The sequence below is a fragment of the Streptomyces chengmaiensis genome (genome assembly GCF_029846775.1).
Taxonomy (GTDB): domain Bacteria; phylum Actinomycetota; class Actinomycetes; order Streptomycetales; family Streptomycetaceae; genus Streptomyces; species Streptomyces chengmaiensis.
Window position 1 is genome coordinate 133,323 of sequence record NZ_JARWBG010000014.1, and the last position, 16,218, is coordinate 149,540.

At 71.0% G+C, this 16,218-nt stretch carries 14 protein-coding genes and 3 pseudogenes; 10 read left to right on the top strand and 7 right to left on the bottom strand.

The genetic code is table 11. The annotated features are described in order from the left end of the window. Nucleotides 1–74: 74 nt before the first annotated feature. A complete protein-coding gene (locus QCN29_RS14695; protein ID WP_279928395.1) occupies nucleotides 75–2,294 on the bottom strand; it encodes an NADP-dependent isocitrate dehydrogenase in 2,220 nt (739 codons plus the stop codon). 131 nt (nucleotides 2,295–2,425) lie between these two features. Here QCN29_RS14695 and QCN29_RS14700 point away from each other — a divergent pair. The 3 genes and pseudogenes from QCN29_RS14700 to QCN29_RS14710 all read left to right on the top strand — a co-directional run. Beyond that, nucleotides 2,426–2,767, top strand: a pseudogene (locus QCN29_RS14700) (cytochrome P450); the annotation flags it as partial. Between the two features lies 1 nt (nucleotide 2,768). Then, nucleotides 2,769–3,023, top strand: a pseudogene (locus QCN29_RS14705) (amidohydrolase); the annotation flags it as partial. A gap of 130 nt (nucleotides 3,024–3,153) precedes the next feature. Further along, nucleotides 3,154–3,801: a chaplin gene (locus QCN29_RS14710; protein ID WP_279928396.1), complete on the top strand. Its 648-nt coding sequence runs from the start codon at nucleotides 3,154–3,156 to the stop codon at nucleotides 3,799–3,801. A gap of 66 nt (nucleotides 3,802–3,867) precedes the next feature. Here the strand turns inward: QCN29_RS14710 and QCN29_RS14715 are convergent, their stop codons facing one another. Then, a complete protein-coding gene (locus tag QCN29_RS14715) occupies nucleotides 3,868–4,533 on the bottom strand; it encodes a DUF2293 domain-containing protein (RefSeq protein ID WP_279928398.1) in 666 nt (221 codons plus the stop codon). An 87-nt stretch (nucleotides 4,534–4,620) separates the two neighbouring features. On the opposite strand from QCN29_RS14715, the gene QCN29_RS14720 reads away from it, so the two are divergent. Continuing rightward, nucleotides 4,621–5,352, top strand: coding sequence for a DUF7873 family protein (locus QCN29_RS14720; RefSeq protein ID WP_279928399.1), 732 nt, complete (start codon nucleotides 4,621–4,623; stop codon nucleotides 5,350–5,352). A 30-nt stretch (nucleotides 5,353–5,382) separates the two neighbouring features. Next, nucleotides 5,383–5,468 (top strand): annotated as a pseudogene (locus QCN29_RS14725). A gap of 261 nt (nucleotides 5,469–5,729) precedes the next feature. On the opposite strand, the gene QCN29_RS14730 reads toward QCN29_RS14725, so the two are convergent. Together QCN29_RS14730 and QCN29_RS14735 are read right to left on the bottom strand one after the other, a co-directional pair. Next, nucleotides 5,730–6,728 carry a carbohydrate kinase family protein gene (locus QCN29_RS14730; protein ID WP_279928424.1) on the bottom strand — a complete coding sequence of 333 codons (999 nt, stop codon included), beginning with the start codon at nucleotides 6,726–6,728 and terminating at the stop codon, nucleotides 5,730–5,732. A 38-nt stretch (nucleotides 6,729–6,766) separates the two neighbouring features. Beyond that, nucleotides 6,767–7,660 carry a pseudouridine-5'-phosphate glycosidase gene (locus tag QCN29_RS14735; protein ID WP_279928400.1) on the bottom strand — a complete coding sequence of 298 codons (894 nt, stop codon included), beginning with the start codon at nucleotides 7,658–7,660 and terminating at the stop codon, nucleotides 6,767–6,769. Between the two features lie 96 nt (nucleotides 7,661–7,756). On the opposite strand from QCN29_RS14735, the gene QCN29_RS14740 reads away from it, so the two are divergent. After that, a complete protein-coding gene (locus QCN29_RS14740; protein WP_240139110.1) occupies nucleotides 7,757–8,119 on the top strand; it encodes a cupin domain-containing protein in 363 nt (120 codons plus the stop codon). Nucleotides 8,120–8,131: 12 nt separating this feature from the next. Here the strand turns inward: QCN29_RS14740 and QCN29_RS14745 are convergent, their stop codons facing one another. The 3 genes from QCN29_RS14745 to QCN29_RS14755 form a co-directional block, all read right to left on the bottom strand. After that, nucleotides 8,132–9,433 carry an MFS transporter gene (locus tag QCN29_RS14745; protein ID WP_279928425.1) on the bottom strand — a complete coding sequence of 434 codons (1,302 nt, stop codon included), beginning with the start codon at nucleotides 9,431–9,433 and terminating at the stop codon, nucleotides 8,132–8,134. A gap of 231 nt (nucleotides 9,434–9,664) precedes the next feature. Then, a complete protein-coding gene (locus QCN29_RS14750) occupies nucleotides 9,665–10,219 on the bottom strand; it encodes a methylated-DNA--[protein]-cysteine S-methyltransferase (protein ID WP_279928402.1) in 555 nt (184 codons plus the stop codon). Nucleotides 10,220–10,268: 49 nt separating this feature from the next. Further along, nucleotides 10,269–11,093: a glycerophosphodiester phosphodiesterase gene (locus QCN29_RS14755; RefSeq protein ID WP_279928427.1), complete on the bottom strand. Its 825-nt coding sequence runs from the start codon at nucleotides 11,091–11,093 to the stop codon at nucleotides 10,269–10,271. Between the two features lie 450 nt (nucleotides 11,094–11,543). Between QCN29_RS14755 and QCN29_RS14760 the strand changes: the two genes are divergently transcribed. The 4 genes from QCN29_RS14760 to QCN29_RS14775 form a co-directional block, all read left to right on the top strand. Next, complete coding sequence (locus QCN29_RS14760; protein ID WP_279928404.1) at nucleotides 11,544–12,416, top strand: MHYT domain-containing protein; 873 nt, start codon at nucleotides 11,544–11,546, stop codon at nucleotides 12,414–12,416. 61 nt (nucleotides 12,417–12,477) lie between these two features. Continuing rightward, on the top strand, nucleotides 12,478–14,625 hold the full coding sequence (uvrB, locus tag QCN29_RS14765) for an excinuclease ABC subunit UvrB (RefSeq protein WP_279928406.1): 2,148 nt from the start codon (nucleotides 12,478–12,480) through the stop codon (nucleotides 14,623–14,625). 131 nt (nucleotides 14,626–14,756) lie between these two features. Beyond that, nucleotides 14,757–15,335: a TerD family protein gene (locus QCN29_RS14770; protein ID WP_240139114.1), complete on the top strand. Its 579-nt coding sequence runs from the start codon at nucleotides 14,757–14,759 to the stop codon at nucleotides 15,333–15,335. 152 nt (nucleotides 15,336–15,487) lie between these two features. After that, on the top strand, nucleotides 15,488–16,218 hold a 731-nt coding region (locus QCN29_RS14775; RefSeq protein ID WP_279928408.1), incomplete at its 3' end, for a TerD family protein.

The window sequence follows — 16,218 nt, forward strand, 5'->3', positions numbered from 1 at the left end:
GGTCGGCATGTGCCGACCGGGGCGGAGCAAGACGGCCGGGGCGTCGGCCGCCTCGTCAGACGGGAGCCGTCCCGTCAGGCGAGCGAGGCCAGAGCCTGGTTGAAGGTCTGCGACGGACGCATGACGGCCGATGCCTTGGCGACCTCGGGCTGGTAGTAGCCGCCGATGTCGGCCGGTGAGCCCTGCACCGCGAGCAACTCGTCGACGATGGTCTGCTCCTGCTCGGTCAGCGTCTTGGCGAGCGGGGCGAACGCCTCGGCGAGCTGTGCGTCGTCCGTCTGCTTCGCCAGCTCCTGCGCCCAGTACAGCGCCAGGTAGAAGTGGCTGCCGCGGTTGTCGATGCCGCCCAGGCGGCGGCTCGGCGACTTGTCCTCGTTGAGGAACGTCGCCGTGGCACGGTCCAGGGTGTCCGCGAGCACCTGGGCGCGCGCGTTGCCCGTGGTCTGCGCCAGGTGCTCGAAGCTGACCGCGAGCGCCAGGAACTCGCCGAGGCTGTCCCAGCGCAGGTAGTTCTCCTTGACCAGCTGCTGGACGTGCTTGGGCGCGGAGCCGCCGGCGCCGGTCTCGAACAGCCCGCCGCCGTTCATCAGCGGGACGACCGAGAGCATTTTGGCGCTGGTGCCCAGCTCCAGGATCGGGAACAGGTCGGTCAGATAGTCACGCAGCACATTGCCGGTGACGGAGATCGTGTCCTCGCCGCGGCGGATCCGCTCCAGCGAGAACTTCGTCGCCTCGACCGGCGACAGGATCTCGATCTGCAGGCCCTGGGTGTCGTGCTCGGGCAGGTACGCCCTGACCTTCTTGATCAGCTGGGCGTCATGGGCGCGGCCCTCGTCCAGCCAGAAGACGGCCGGGTCGCCGGTCGCACGGGCGCGGGTGACGGCGAGCTTCACCCAGTCCTTGATCGGCGCGTCCTTGGTCTGGCACATGCGGAAGATGTCGCCCGCGCTCACCGTCTGCTTCAGCACCACGTCGCCGGACTCGTCGACGACCCGCACCGTGCCGGTGGCCGGGATCTCGAAGGTCTTGTCGTGGCTGCCGTACTCCTCGGCCTTCTGCGCCATCAGGCCGACGTTCGGCACCGAGCCCATCGTCGCCGGGTCGAAGGCGCCGTTCGCCCTGCAGTCGTCGATGACGACCTGGTAGACGCCCGCGTAGCTGCTGTCGGGCAGGACGGCGAGGGTGTCGGCCTCCTGGCCGTCCGGCCCCCACATGTGGCCGGAGGTGCGGATCATGGCCGGCATGGAGGCGTCGACGATCACGTCGCTCGGCACATGCAGATTGGTGATGCCGCGGTCGGAGTCGACCATCGCCAGGGCCGGGCCCTCGGCGAGCTCGGCGTCGAAGGACGCCTTGATCTCCGCACCGTTCGGCAGCGACTCAAGGCCCTTGAAGATGCCGCCGAGGCCGTCGTTCGGGCTCAGGCCGGCCGCGGCGAGCGCCTCGCCGTGCTCGGCGAAGGTCTTCGGGAAGAAGGCCCGCACCACATGACCGAAGATGATCGGGTCGGAGACCTTCATCATCGTGGCCTTCAGGTGCACGGAGAACAGCACGCCCTCGGCCTTGGCACGCGCCACCTGCGCCGCGAGGAACTCACGCAGCACCGCCACGCGCATCACGGAGGCGTCCACGACCTCGCCCGGCAGCACCGGCACGGACTCGCGCAGCACGGTCGTGCTGCCGTCGTCGCCCGCCAGCTCGATGCGCAGCGAACCCGCCTTGGCGACGACCGCGGACTTCTCGGTCGAGCGGAAGTCGTCGGCCGTCATATGCACGACATTGGTCTTGGAGTCCGCCGTCCACGCGCCCATGCGGTGCGGGTGGGACCTGGCGTAGTTCTTCACCGATGCCGGAGCCCGGCGGTCGGAGTTGCCCTCGCGCAGCACCGGGTTCACGGCGCTGCCCTTGACCTTGTCGTAACGGGCGCGGATCTCCCGCTCCTCGTCGGTCTTCGGGTCGTCCGGGTAGTCCGGCAGCGCGTAGCCCTGCTGCTGCAGCTCGGCGACGGCCGCCTTCAGCTGCGGAATCGAGGCCGAGATGTTCGGCAGCTTGATGATGTTGGCGCCGGGAGTCCTGGCCAGCTCGCCGAGCTCGGCGAGCGCGTCATCGATCCGCTGGTCCTCCTCCAGACGCTCCGGGAAGCCGGCGATGATCCGGCCCGCGAGGGAGATGTCACGGGTCTCCACACGGACCCCGGCCGTCGAGGCGTACGCCTGGATCACCGGCAGGAACGAATGCGTCGCCAGGGCCGGCGCCTCGTCGGTGTGCGTATAGATGATGGTCGAGTCAGTCACCGGGTGCTCCGCTCCACGTCTCCGCATCTGCAACATTGCTCGACATCAAGATATCCCGTGGGCCGCTGTTGCTCGACAGGTGCCCTGGCCCCCTCTCGGGCCGAGCACGGACTGTTGTCCAGGGTGTACGCATGGCAACCGCCGCACCCGGTTCCGCGCCCCTCGACGACCTCACCGGTGAGCTGCTCGCCGACCGCTACGCGGTCTGCGCCCGGCTGCGCGAGACCGGCCCCGTGGTCCGTGTGTCCGGCCCGGACGGAACCCCCGCGTGGCTCGTCACCCGGTATGCCGATGTGCGCGGGGCGCTCGCCGACCCGCGTCTCTGCCTCGACAAGCGCCATGCCGCGCCCGGCGGATGCCGGGGTTTCGTCCTGCCGCCCGCGCTGGACGCCAATCTCCTCAACATGGACCCGCCGCACCACACCCGCATCCGCCGGCTGGTGACCCAGACGCTCACGGCAGCCCGCATGGAGCGGGCGGCGTGCCGATCTCATCCGGGTCGACCTCACCGGCCCGCACGTCCAGCCGCTGCATGACGTTGCGGCTGCCCTTGTGCACAGCGCACGCTCAGCCGATGTGCGCACCACGGTCGTCGACGGCCGCGTCCTGATGCGGTACCGGCGGCTTCTCACCGTGGACGTGCCCGCCGTGGCGACCGAACTCGCCGAACTGCTCCCGGCGCTGACCCGGCGCGTCGCAGGCCGCCGCATCCAGGACCACGAAGGGTGACGGCCAGTTCGAAAGACCGCCCACTCAATGGAGTGAAAGGCGTATTTGACAAACCCGCTCGGCACCTCGTGGCGTTATCCGGGTGTGGGCAGTTGCTGCCCGTGAACTTCTTCTGAAGGCAGGAAAACCCATGAGGAAAGCTCACCGAAAGGCTCGCAGGCAACTGGCGGTCGCAGCGCTCACCGGCGGTGCACTCGCCGTGGCGGGGTCGGCGTACGCCGACTCCCACGCCGAGGGCGGCGCGGCCGGTTCGCCCGGCGTGCTGGCGGGCAACACGGTCCAGCTTCCGGTGAACGTCCCGCTCATCGTCTGCGGAAACACCGCCAATGTCGTCGGACTGCTCAACCCGACAGCCGGAAACGCCTGCGTCAACAAGGACCGCGCCGCGCGGGGCAGCGGAACCGGCGCCGCCGTCGAAGGCAGCAGAACGGGTTCCCCGGGAGTCGTCTCCGGCAATGGCGTGCAGCTGCCGGTCGATCTGCCCGTCAATGTCAGCGGCAACACCGTGAATGTCGTCGGCAACGGCAATGCAGCCATGGGCAACTCCTCGTCCAACGGCACGGACGAGCCTCCGGTACGACCGCGGCCGGCCACCCCGCCGAAGGCGGCGGAGCCCCGGCCCGAGTCCCCGAAGCCGTCCGCGCTCGCCGAGAGCGGCGTGGGCTCGACTGCCGCTCTGGCCCTGCCGACGGGTGCCGCGCTTCTCCTCGGCGGCCTGGTGCTCTACCGCCGCTCCCGTCCCGCGGCGGCTGCCGTACGGGTGTCGCGGCAGCGCTGAGACGCCGCCCGGCCCGTCCTCAAGGCCCCGGACGGCGGTCGCGACGGCTCCGCAACCTGGACGCCGCTACGGTGGCGTCCCTCCCCCGGCGCGCCAGGACGTCAGCACCGCGTCGATCGCCGACGCCACCTGCGACCGTGCCGCCCGACGGGAGACCCCCGCCGTCAGCAGTGCGTCGTACTCGGTGTCGAGATGCCGCACGGAAGCCCGCACCGCCGCCGTCACCGCGCCTTCCTCCAGGGAACGGCCCTCGGCGGTACGGCCCACCCGGCCGCTTCCGCGCACCGAGGTGTGCCTGGCGATCTCGTGGGCGCGCTCCTGAGGGCAGCGCGGAAAGAGCCGCAGGATCTCGCGGAGGAGCGCCCCGGCGAACCGCACATCCTCGGCCGCCCGCCGCAGGGCGTCCCGCTCCCTGCGGCGGGCCCGGGCCTCCGCGTCCGCGAGGCACGACGCCTCCGCCGTGGTCAGCGCCGCCTCCTCGACGAGCAGGCCCTGACGCTCATAGCGACCGCGGCGGCGGTTGAAGCGGACGACGACCGCGTACAGCGAACTCGCCTCACGGGCCCGTCGGGTGAGGGCGGCGCTGCCCCGCGGCAGATAGACCAGATGGGCGAGGTCCGCGCAGTCCAGGCACACCGGAGCGTTGAACTCCAGCACATGGAGCGGCAGCGGCCCCTGGCGGCACTCCGCGCAGTGCGGCCGCCTCCGCGGCTCGATCACCACCAGATCCATGCCGGGAACGTACCCAGGCCACCCGACGCCTACGGGTGGTCGATTAATCGTTCGAGGTTGTCGGTGCGGATTGCTAGGTTGGCCGACGTGGCGAAACTCAATCAGATCATCGCAGTGGAGAAGGGCGTCAAGTCCAAGGCGCACCAGGACCTGACGGCGGCCCACCACGGCCTCCAGAAGCCCGCGCTGCTCGTCGGCATCTCCCGTACGTACCAGCCCAAGGACGAGGAGGGCGAGCAGTTGCCGCCCGAGTCCACCAGGGTCCAGGTCAAGGCGGAGGACGTGCTGCGCGACACCGCGAAGACGCTGACCCGGCTGTTCGATGTGACCGCCACCAAGGACTGGGCCAACTGCGCCGCCCGCGCGGATGTGACGGTGGACGGGCGGGTGCTGCTCGGCGAAGTGCCGGTGGCCTATCTCCTCTTCCTGGAGAAGCAGCTTGCGGACCTCAACACGTTCGTGCGCAAACTCCCCGTCCTCGACGCCTCGGAGTCCTGGACCCAGGACCCGTCGACCGACGCGTGGAAGACGGAGGCCGTGCGCACGGTCCGCACGAAGAAGGTGCCGCGCAACCATGTCAAGGCGGAGGCCACCGACAAGCACCCGGCCCAGGTGGAGGTGTACTACGAGGACATACCCGTCGGCTACTGGACGACGGTGAAGTTCTCCGGGGCCCTCCCGGCCCGCCGGGTCAACGAACTGCTGGACCGTGTGGAGAAGCTCCAGCAGGCCGTGAAGTTCGCCCGAGAGGAGGCGAACGGCACGGAGGTCGTCGACCAGCGGGTGGGCGACGCCGTGTTCGGCTACCTGTTCGGGTAGCCTTGCAGACTCCCCGGCCGCCTGTGTGCGGCCGGGGTGCGCGAGGAGCGCAAGCTGACGCTGAAGCTTGTCGTGATCGTGCGGTTCCAGTGGAGGTTCGAGTCCTCCTCCCGGCACTCGACGGGCCGGGGTAGCCCAACCTGGCAGAGGCAGACCGCCGTCAATCTCAGACTATTGCTCCAGACTCAGCATTCGCCGCTCATCGCCGGATCGACCGGGGCCGGGCCCTGGGACGTCGAAATGCCGGTTCAACTCCGGCCCGCGCAGCTCGATGCGCGGTGGTCCAAAGGCAGGACGCGGCGACATGATGACTGACCCGGTCTCTCAAGCGTGCCGGCGTGTGATCGTGAGCGGCATCTACAGGGCTCGGGGGTTGGCTACGCCCCCGGGCCCGCTCCTGCGTCCGCTTCCGGCGCGACCGCCGGAGGCTGCGCGTCCGACGCCTTCCACGGACGGCCGCCGAGTGCCGTGACCGCCTCCGCGCCTGCCCGGCAGCCGTCCGCCGCCGCCCGTGCCGCGTCCCCGCCGGTCAGCCAGGCCGCCAGAAAAGCGCCGGTGAAGGCATCACCCGCGCCCGTGGAATCCACCGCCTGCGCCCGGATGCCGGGGACTCGGGCCGTGACCGCGCCGGACTGCGCCACCAGCGCGCCCCGCGCGCCCAAAGTGACCACGGTCAACGGGACGATCCGGCTGAGCTTCGCCGCGGCGTCTGCCGCGTCCGGAAGGCCGGTGAGCAGCCGGGCCTCGTCGGCGTTCGGGAGCAGGACGTCCACGCCGTCGATCGCGGCCAGCATGCGGTCCACCCCGAGCGCCGCGATGAACCCGGTGGAAGCCGGATCCACGCTCGTCGTCACACCCCGGCTGCGTGCCGTCTCCAGGGCGAGCCGGACCAGCCCGCGGCCTGCATCGGAGAACAGCAGATAGCCCGACACATGGAGATGCCCGATCCCCTCCAGCAGCGAGGGCGACCAGTCTGCCGGCGCCAGGCGCAGCGCTGCGCCGTTGTCCGTGAGGAACGTCCGCTCCGCGGTCGCGTCCACAAGCGCGATCACCGTGGCAGTGGGTGCGTCCCGGTCGGCGACCAGGAGCGGCCGCACCCCCGCTGCCAGCAGCTGCCCCTCGTGCCAGGCCGCGTCGCCGGCCCCCACCTGCGCGAGGACGCGCACATCGGTCAGGCCCCAGCGAGCCGCCCAGCAGGCCGCGTTCGCGCCCGCACCGCCCGGCAGGATCCTGATGACCGCCTCCGTGTCGGTCCCGCGGGCCAGCGGTGCCCGGTGGACGGCGACGACGTCCGTGACGACGTCCCCCGCCACCAGCAACCCGCCGCCGGTGCTCTCCTGTTCGCTTCTCCGCTCGCTCGGCGGAGTGCCGGGGATCGTTGCTGTCTGCCGCCCGGCTGCCTCGCGCGCGTCGCTCACAGGGCGGCCGCGATATGCGCGGCCAGCCGTGCGTTTCCGCGAACGGCCGCCAGATTGGCCTCCAGCGACGCGCCCTCGGTGCGGCGCATCAGATGGTCCAGCAGGAAAGGGGTGACGGCCTGTCCGCTGATCCCCCGCTCCCGGCACTCGTCGAGCGCCTCCGCCAGCACCGTGTCGTGCAGTTGGGGATCGAGCTGTTCGTCCTCCGGGACCGGCTGCGCGACAATCAGCGCCGATTCGGGTCCGTCGAGCCTCTCCTGAGCGTGCATCACCGCCGCCACCTCCGCCGGGGACCGGACCGTCCAGTCGACGGGCTCTCCCGAGGACCGCAGATAGAAGCCGGGGAACCGGTCGACCCCGTAGCCGAGAACGGTCACGCCCAGCGTCTCAAGCCGCTGCAACGTCGCCGGCACGTCGAGGACGGACTTCACCCCCGCGCATACGACGGTGATCCCGGTCTGCGCGAGCAGCCGCAGATCGGCCGACTCGTCATGGGTCTCCGTCCACTCGCGGTGCACGCCGCCCAGGCCACCGGTGGCGAAGACCCGGATCCCCGCCCGCGCGGCCAGGAAGGCCGTCGCCGAGACGGTCGTCGCCCCGCTCGCCCGGGCAGCCAGCGCGGGCGCCAGGTCACGGTGGCCGAGCTTGCGTACGGAGTCGTCCGCGGCAACCCGCTCCAACTGGTCCTTGTCCAGCCCCACGCGTACCTGTCCGTCCAGTACGGCGATGGTGGCGGGAACCGCCCCTCCGGCCCGTACGAGCGCCTCCAGTTCCTCGGCGACGGTCAGATTGCGCGGCCGCGGCAGCCCGTGGGCGATGATCGTCGACTCAAGGGCGACGACGGGACGCCTGTCGGCCAGCGCTTCCTGTACTTCCTCGGTGAGCAGCATGTCCCATCCCTGGCACGGCGACCGGCTGCTCAAACGTCTGTCCGGCCGCCATGGGTGCGGCGGTGCATCCCGGGCGTCCGGTTAAGGTGACCCGCCATGACGACTTTTGATCCGACGGCGCCGTCCTTCGTTGTCCATATTGCGGATGTGGAACTGGAGCCCGAGCCCCTCGACCCCGTACAGATCCTCTCCGGGGAGCCGGTGGTGAGCGGCAAGGTGCTGTGGGAGTCCGCCGACGGAACCCAGCTGCGGGGCATCTGGCAGATCACCCCGGGCGTGGTGACGGACACGGAGGCCGACGAGCTGTTCGTCGTGGTGAGCGGGCGCGCCACGATCGAGGTGGAGGGCGGCGAGACGCTCGACGTCGGGCCCGGCGACGCGTGCGTGCTGCGCGAGGGCGATCGCACGACGTGGACGGTGCACGAGACGCTGCGCAAGGCGTACCACATCAGCCTCTGAGCACCGGCCGGCTCAGGGGCCGGCCGGTTCGCCGGACTTGTCCGCGGCCGAGGGTGCGGCGCCGAGCGCGCGCGGCACCGCCAGTGCCGCCATCGGCAGCAGCAGGCAGGCGCCGATCAGATTGAGCCAGCCGTAGCCCGCCTGGGAGACGATCAGCCCGGCCGCCGCGCCGCCGATGCCCGCGGTGGTGTTCATCGTCAGATCCGAGAGTCCCTGCACGGCGGCTCGGGCCGGTTGCGGCACCGAGTCGGTCAGCAGTGTGGAACCGGCAACCAGCCCCGCCGACCAGCCCAGCCCAAGAAGGAACAGGCCCGTCGCGGTCTGCCCGTGGCTCGCCCCCGCGGTGCCGGAGAACAGTGCCGCCATGGACAGCAGCGCAACCGCCAGCCCGATCACCGAGAGCCGCCCGATGCGGTCGGCGAGCCAGCCCATCAGCGGGGAGAAGGCGTACATGCCCGCGATATGTCCGCTGATCACCAGGCCGATCAGCTCGATCCCCGCTCCGTGGTGGCTCAGGGCGACCGGAGTCATCGACATGATCGACACCATGGCCGTGTGCGACGCGGCGACGGTGACCAGCGCGAGCCGGGCGAGCGGGGACTCGCGCACCGCCCGCAGCCCGGCCTTCAGGGAACGGCCGGCCGGGGACTGGTCGGCCGCCGGAGCCATCGCGCGCGCCGTCAGCAGCGGGTCCGGGCGCAGCAGCGCCAGAACCAGCACGGCGGAGACGATGAACACCCCCGCGGCCCATACGAAAGGCCCCGCGGCCATGGGTATGCCGAGCCCCGACACACTGCGGCCCGCGGGCGCTGCGACATTGGGACCGAGAACGGCGCCGATCGTCGTCGCCCATACGACGGTCGAGATCGCCCGGCCGCGTCGCTCGGGCTCCGCGAGGTCCGCCGCCGCGAAGCGGGCCTGCAGATTCGCCGACGAGCCCGCCCCGAACGCCGCCATGCCGATCAGCAACAGAGGGAAGCTGCCGATGAGGGAGGCGAGGACCACCACGCCCGCGCCGAGCGCTCCGATCAGATAGGCGAGAACCAGCCCCGGCCGCCGCCCCCGTGCGGTCATCACCGCGGCCAGCGGCATGGACAGCAGCGCGGTCCCCGCCACCATGGCGGTGGGCGCGAGCCCGGACATCGCCTCCGAGCCGCTCACATCCTGCGCCAGCACCGCCGCGAGCGCGATGCCGATCGCCACGCCGAGTCCGCCGAGTATCTGACTGGCGATGAGCACGGCCGTGATGCGTCGGCGCAGCGCGGGCAGCGCGCCGTCGGCAACGCGACGGGCGTCCTCGGCGGTCTGCGACATCCCCGACGAAGCGTCCCCGGGGGGCCGGGCGTCCTCTGCCGTGCTCATCGGACCGGTTCCGGAGTGCGGTCGCGGGCGGGTATGTAAGGCGCGTCAACGGTTATGGTCACTGACGCAGTGTGCCAGCCCCGTCTCATGCACGGCACTGTGTTCCGTCGCACTTCCACCCCCCTCCGGCCGGTTTCCCGGCCCCGTTCCCCGGTCTGTTTCCGGTCCCGCCCTCCCCGCGCCTCAGAACAGCGGCTGGGGCAGCACCCCCTCCAGCGCCAGCAGCTTCCTCTTGGTCTCCAGCCCGCCCCCGAAGCCGCCCAGTCCGCCGTCCGTCTCCACCACCCGATGACACGGCACCACCACCGGAAGGGGATTGGAGCCCATCGCCGCGCCCACGGCCTGGGCCGCCCCGGGCTCCCCGACCCGCGTCGCCAGGTCCCCGTAGCCCACCACCGCTCCGTACGGCACATCCGCCGCCAGCCTCTGCAGCACCTGGCGGTTGAAACCGGTGGACAGCGACCAGTCGAGCGCCAGTCCGAACGACCTCAGCTCTCCCGCGAAATACGACCGGAGCTGACGTATCGGCTCCGCCAGCCGTCCCGACGCCCGCTCCACCGGGTCGGCGGCCAGCCGCCGCGCCAGTCGGCCGAGCGCCTCCTCGTGCACCCGCCCACGGGCGTGGAAGACGACGCTGGCCAGGCCGGTGCCCGTCGCGGCGAGCAGCAGCGGCCCGATGTCCGTATGCAGCACCGACCACTCGAAGACGGTCGGGTCGGGACTCTCCTGGGAGATCATGCGAACCACCGTACGGCCCGCCACTGACAACGAGGCCGCGCAGGCGGCGTCAGCGCCCCTCGATCGCGTCGCGGACCACGTCCGGCTTGTTGGTGATGACGCCGTCCACGCCGAAGTCCCGCACCCTGACCGCGCCCTCCGCGTCGTTCACCGTCCAGGTGCTGACCCGCAGCGGCTTGTGGTGGGGGCCCTTGAGCCGGTGGACCGCGGCCACGTAGTCGGCCGTTAGAGAGGTGTGGCTGGGATTGATCTGATCGGTGAACTCCGCGTACGCGGGCAGTTCCGAGACCGGGGGCTTGCCCAGGAAGCCGGTGACGACGTCCGGCCTCGCACGGTGAACGGCCCGCACGGTGTCCACCCCAAAGCTCTGCACCACCAGCCGGTGCCGTACATGGCCGCGGTCCAGCCAGCCTTCCTCGCCGAGCACGCGCAGGGCGTCGTGCTCGATGCCCGGGTAGAGCTCCGGCTTCTTGATCTCCAGCAGCAGCTTCTGGCCGTTGTACTCGACCCGGTCCAGATACTGCGTCAGCGTGGGCACGCGCTGGCCCGTCCACTCCTCGCCGAACCAGCTTCCGGCGTCCAGAGTCGCGATCTCCGCCGCCGTGAAGTCCCCGACCTTCCAGGGCGAGCGTTCCGGGAAGCGCTGCTCCGCATCCGTGGTCCTGGCCAGCGAGTCGTCATGGATCACCACCAGCACGCCGTCCTTGGTGCGCTGCACATCGTTCTCGACCCAGTCGAACCCCATGAAGGCAGCGGCGTCGACGGCGGCGAGGGTGTTCTCCGGGGCATAGGCGGACGCTCCGCGATGGGCGATCACGACGGGTCGGCGTCCGTAGCCCTCCCGGGCGAGCGGGGTGGCGGAGGCGTGCGCCACGGCGGGGGAGCCCGTCGCTGCGGCCGCCGCGCGCGCGGCCGCCGCGGTGGACAGGGAGCCGACCGGGGCGCAGCCGGGCAGCACCAGTGCGGTGAGGCCGGCGGCGGTCACAGCCGCGGCAGCGGCAGGGCGTAAGGGCACGGGGACTCCTCGCGTTGTCGCTACGGCGGTCTGCCGATACGGCTGTGGCCAGGTCGTGTCGTCACACTCCCGTACAGCTTGGCAGCAGGGCGTCAACGGCGGACAGGCGGAGTATGGCCGCAAGGTGAACGGATTCACCCCATCGGGATCACGTGTCCGTTTCTGTATCGACAAATCTCCGCTCAAATGTTTGCCAGCCGGGCGGAGAGTCATACCCTCGCCCCGAACCAGACATCCCGTCAGGGGATCCGGCCGGGGACCGGGTCGGGCTGGATCGCGGGGGGACCACCAGGGGCGAAGGGCGAGGGGATGCAGGGCACTGTTGACGGATTCAGCTATGGGCTGGTCACGCCCGTGGCGGGGTATGTGATGGCCTGCCTCGGCGGGGCCCTCGGCCTGCGCTGCACCACCCGCTCCGTGCGCACCGGGCGCTCCTTCAAGCCCGGCTGGCTGGCCCTGGGCGCTGCGTCGATCGGCTCCGGCATCTGGACCATGCACTTCATCGCGATGATGGGGTTCTCCGTCGCCGAGACGCAGGTCAACTACGACAGGCCGACGACCTTCGCCAGCCTCGCCGTCGCCATCGTGATGACCGGCATCGGGATCTTCATCGTCGGCTACCGCGGCGCGACCCGGATGGCCCTGGTCACCGGAGGCACGATCACCGGCCTCGGGGTGGCCACCATGCACTACCTCGGCATGGCGGCGATGCGGCTGGACGGCCGCGTCGAATACAACACCTTGATCGTCGCTCTGTCCGTGGTGATCGCCGTCGTGGCCGCCACCACCGCGCTGTGGGCCGCCGTGTCGATCCACGGCTTCCCGGCCAGCCTCGGGGCCAGCCTGGTGATGGGCGTGGCGGCCAGCGGCATGCACTACACCGGCATGGCGGCCGTCAGCGTCCATCTGCACACCGCACCCGGCCCCGCGCCGCCCGGCGACTCGGCCGCCGCCCTGCTGGCTCCGATGCTCATCGGTCCCGCGGTCTTTCTGCTGCTCGCCGGCGTGGTGGTGATGTTCGACCCGCTGCTGGTGACGGGGGAGCCGGAACGGCGTACGGGCGTCGCCGGGGACTCCCGCCCAGGGGTGCCCGCCGCCTCCCGGCAGCCCCGGCAGAGGGGTCGGGAACCGGCCGGCCGGGCCGTCGGCCGAGGCCCGCGCCAGGGCCGCGGGGGCCGCTGATCCACTGCCGTGCGCGCCGTCCGCGGCCCCGGTTGTCAGTGGTGGGTCGTACGGTGGTTCCATGCGGCCCGTTACCCAGATCGAACGTACGGTGGCGCCCTTCGAGGTCGTCAGCCCCTACCGGCCCAGCGGCGACCAGCCGACGGCCATCGCCGACCTCGAGCGGCGTATCCGCGCCGGTGAGGAGGACGTGGTCCTGCTCGGCGCGACCGGCACGGGCAAGTCGGCGACGACCGCCTGGATGATCGAGCGGCTTCAGCGCCCCACCCTGGTGATGGCGCCCAACAAGACCCTGGCCGCCCAGCTGGCGAACGAGTTCCGCGAGCTCCTGCCCAACAACGCCGTCGAGTACTTCGTCTCCTACTACGACTACTACCAGCCCGAGGCGTACGTCCCGCAGTCGGACACCTATATCGAGAAGGACTCCTCGATCAACGAAGAGGTGGAGCGGCTGCGGCACTCGGCGACGAACTCCCTGCTCACCCGCCGGGACGTGGTCGTGGTCGCCTCCGTCTCCTGCATCTACGGCCTGGGCACTCCGCAGGAGTACGTGGACCGGATGGTTCCGCTCAAGATCGGGGACGAGATCGACCGGGACCAGCTGCTGCGGCGCTTCGTCGACATCCAGTACACGCGCAACGACACCGCGTTCACCCGCGGCACCTTCCGCGTCCGCGGCGACACCATCGAGATCTTCCCGGTCTACGAGGAACTCGCCGTCCGCATCGAGATGTTCGGCGACGAGATCGAGGCGCTGTCCACCCTCCATCCGCTCACCGGCGAGATCCTCAGCGACGACCAGTCGCTCTACGTCTTCCCGGCCAGCCACTACGTCGCGGGCCCGGAGCGCATGGAGAGGGCGATCAACGGCATCGAGCGGGAGCTCGAGGAGCGCCTCGCGGAGCTCGACAAACAGGGCAAGCTGCTGGAGTCCCAGCGGCTGCGCATGCGCACCTCTTACGACATCGAGATGATGCGCCAGATCGGCTCCTGCTCCGGCATCGAGAACTACTCCATGCACTTCGACGACCGCTCGCCCGGCTCCCCGCCCAACACCCTCCTCGACTACTTCCCCGAGGACTTCCTCCTCGTCGTCGACGAGTCGCATGTCACCGTGCCCCAGATCGGCGCGATGTACGAGGGCGACGCCTCCCGCAAGCGGACGCTGGTCGACCATGGCTTCCGGCTGCCGTCCGCCCTCGACAACCGTCCGCTGAAGTGGGAGGAGTTCCAGGAGCGCATCGGTCAGACCGTCTATCTGTCCGCCACGCCCGGCCCTTATGAGCTCTCCCGCTCCGACGGCTTCGTCGAGCAGATCATCCGTCCGACCGGCCTGGTGGACCCGGAGGTCGTCGTCAAGCCCACCGAGGGCCAGATCGACGACCTGGTGCACGAGATCCGGGAGCGCACCGAGAAGGACGAGCGCGTACTGGTCACCACGCTGACCAAGAAGATGGCCGAGGACCTCACGGACTACTTCCTCGAGCTGGGCGTCCAGGTCCGCTATCTGCACAGCGACGTCGACACCCTGCGCCGGGTGGAACTGCTGCGCGAGCTGCGCGCCGGCGAGTTCGACGTCCTCGTCGGCATCAACCTCCTCCGCGAGGGCCTCGACCTCCCCGAGGTGTCGCTGGTCGCCATCCTCGACGCCGACAAGGAAGGTTTTCTGCGCTCCGGCACTTCGCTGATCCAGACCATCGGCCGCGCGGCGCGCAATGTCTCCGGCCAGGTCCATATGTACGCCGACAAGGTCACCCCGGCGATGGAGAAGGCCATCGAGGAGACCAACCGCCGCCGCGCCAAGCAGATCGCGTACAACACCGAGCGGGGAATCGACCCGCAGCCGCTGCGCAAGAAGATCAACGACATCGTCGCCACCATCGCCCGCGAAGAGGTCGACACCGAGGAACTGCTCGGCACCGGCTACCGGCAGGTCAAGGAAGGCAAGGCCGGCAAGGGCGTCAAAGCGCCGGTTCCGGCCCTCGGCGCACCCGGCACGGGCGCGGCCGGTTCCACCAAGGCCAAGACGGCCGGCGCCGCGCTCACCGACCGGCCCGCGACCGAACTGGCCGGGATCATCGAGGAGATGACCGAGCGTATGCGCGCGGCCGCCGCCGAGCTGCAGTTCGAGGTGGCGGCCCGGCTGCGCGACGAGGTGAGCGAGTTGAAGAAGGAGCTCAGGCAGATGAAGGAGGCGGGCCTCGCCTGAGATCGGCACGTCCGTGTGTTGCAAGACCGACACAAAACCGTGCCGCACATGCTGTGTGATTCGTCCGACTGCGTAGGGTGCCAGACAACCGCACACACGGGCGGCGGCAATTCGGGAGAAGGGGACAGCGCGTGACGGTCAACATGACCAAGGGTCAGGCCATCAGCCTGCAGAAGAGCGACGGGGGAACCCTGACCGCCGTGCGGATGGGGCTCGGCTGGCAGGCGGCGCCGCGCCGCGGTCTGTTCGGCTCGCGTACCCGGGAGATCGACCTGGACGCCTCGGCGGTCCTGTTCGCCGACAAGCAGCCGGTGGACGTGGTCTTCTTCCGCCATCTCGTCAGCGACGACGGCTCCGTGCGCCACACGGGCGACAACCTGGTCGGCGGAGCGGGCTCCGGCGGCGACGACGAGGCCGTCCTGGTCGACCTCCAGCGGGTGCCGGTCCACATCGACCAGATCGTCTTCACGGTGAACTCCTTCACCGGCCAGACGTTCCAGGAAGTGCAGAACGCCTTCTGCCGCCTGGTCGACGAGACCAACGGCCAGGAGCTCGCCCGCTACACCCTCGACGGCGGGGGCCAGTTCACCGCGCAGATCATGGCCAAGGTCCACCGCTCCGGCGGCGGCTGGCAGATGACCGCCCTGGGCAACCCCGCCAACGGACGCACCTTCCAGGACCTGATGCCGGCGATCCTGCCGCTCCTGTAGCGGCGGCCGGACGCACACCGCGTGAACCCGCAGCTCCCGGAGGCATCGGCCGCCGGGAGCTGCCCCGCTTGCCACCAACGCCGCGCAGCCTGACCGCGGCGCCGCCGAGCGCCAGGGGGCACCCCGAGCGCGTCGAGGAGGGGACGGAACCGATGACGGCCGAGCTGGTCCGGGGGCAGAACCACCCCTTGCACCACACCCGCCTGCAGATACGGGTATCGGCCGGCCGCCCGGTCGTGGCCCTGGCCACCTACGCCGACGACCGGCTGACGGTGCGCGACGAATGGATCGCCCATCCCGCGTCGCCCACGCTGCCGGGCCTCGACATCTCGAGCCCGGCCGCGCAGGCGCCGCAGTTCACCGTCGACCTGGACGCCGTGCCCGCACCGGCGCAGCAGGTGAACGTGCTGCTCGCGCTCCCCGAGGACTGCCGCCCGGGCGCCTTCGGAGCGGGCGCGGCCCCGTTCGTGGCTGTCACCGGCCAGGACGGCGTCGACATCGCCAGCTTCACCATCACCGGCCTGGGCGCGGAGACGGCGCTCGTCGCCGTGGAGCTCTACCGCCGTCAGAGCGCCTGGAAGGTCCGAGCGGTCGGCCAGGGCTACGCGGGAGGGCTCGCCGAGCTGCTGGACGACCAGGGCGTCCTCCGGGCCCCGGAGAAGGCGGCAGCGATCGCCGCGGCGCTGCGGGAGTCGGCGGCGCCCGCGCCCCGCGCGGAACCGGCCCAGGTGCGCACCCGCGGTGACAGCCCGTACGACCGCCCCGCACCGCCCGGCCCCGGCCGGCAGTCGCCGCCGGCGGCCCGTCAGGAGCCCGCCGCCCCGTCCGGGGCGGCGACGTCGGGTGCGCCGGGCGGGGAGACGGACGCGGGGCAGCCCGCGCC

Bases quoted from the DNA above. Each gene is read 5' to 3' on its own strand.
- QCN29_RS14710 (WP_279928396.1), top strand. From the start codon at position 3,154: ATGAGGAAAGCTCACCGAAAGGCTCGCAGGCAACTGGCGGTCGCAGCG.
- QCN29_RS14750 (WP_279928402.1), bottom strand. From the start codon at position 10,219: ATGATCTCCCAGGAGAGTCCCGACCCGACCGTCTTCGAGTGGTCGGTG.
- QCN29_RS14740 (WP_240139110.1), top strand. From the start codon at position 7,757: ATGACGACTTTTGATCCGACGGCGCCGTCCTTCGTTGTCCATATTGCG.
- QCN29_RS14745 (WP_279928425.1), bottom strand. From the start codon at position 9,433: ATGTCGCAGACCGCCGAGGACGCCCGTCGCGTTGCCGACGGCGCGCTG.
- QCN29_RS14735 (WP_279928400.1), bottom strand. From the start codon at position 7,660: ATGCTGCTCACCGAGGAAGTACAGGAAGCGCTGGCCGACAGGCGTCCC.
- QCN29_RS14760 (WP_279928404.1), top strand. From the start codon at position 11,544: ATGCAGGGCACTGTTGACGGATTCAGCTATGGGCTGGTCACGCCCGTG.
- uvrB (WP_279928406.1), top strand. From the start codon at position 12,478: ATGCGGCCCGTTACCCAGATCGAACGTACGGTGGCGCCCTTCGAGGTC.
- QCN29_RS14715 (WP_279928398.1), bottom strand. From the start codon at position 4,533: ATGGATCTGGTGGTGATCGAGCCGCGGAGGCGGCCGCACTGCGCGGAG.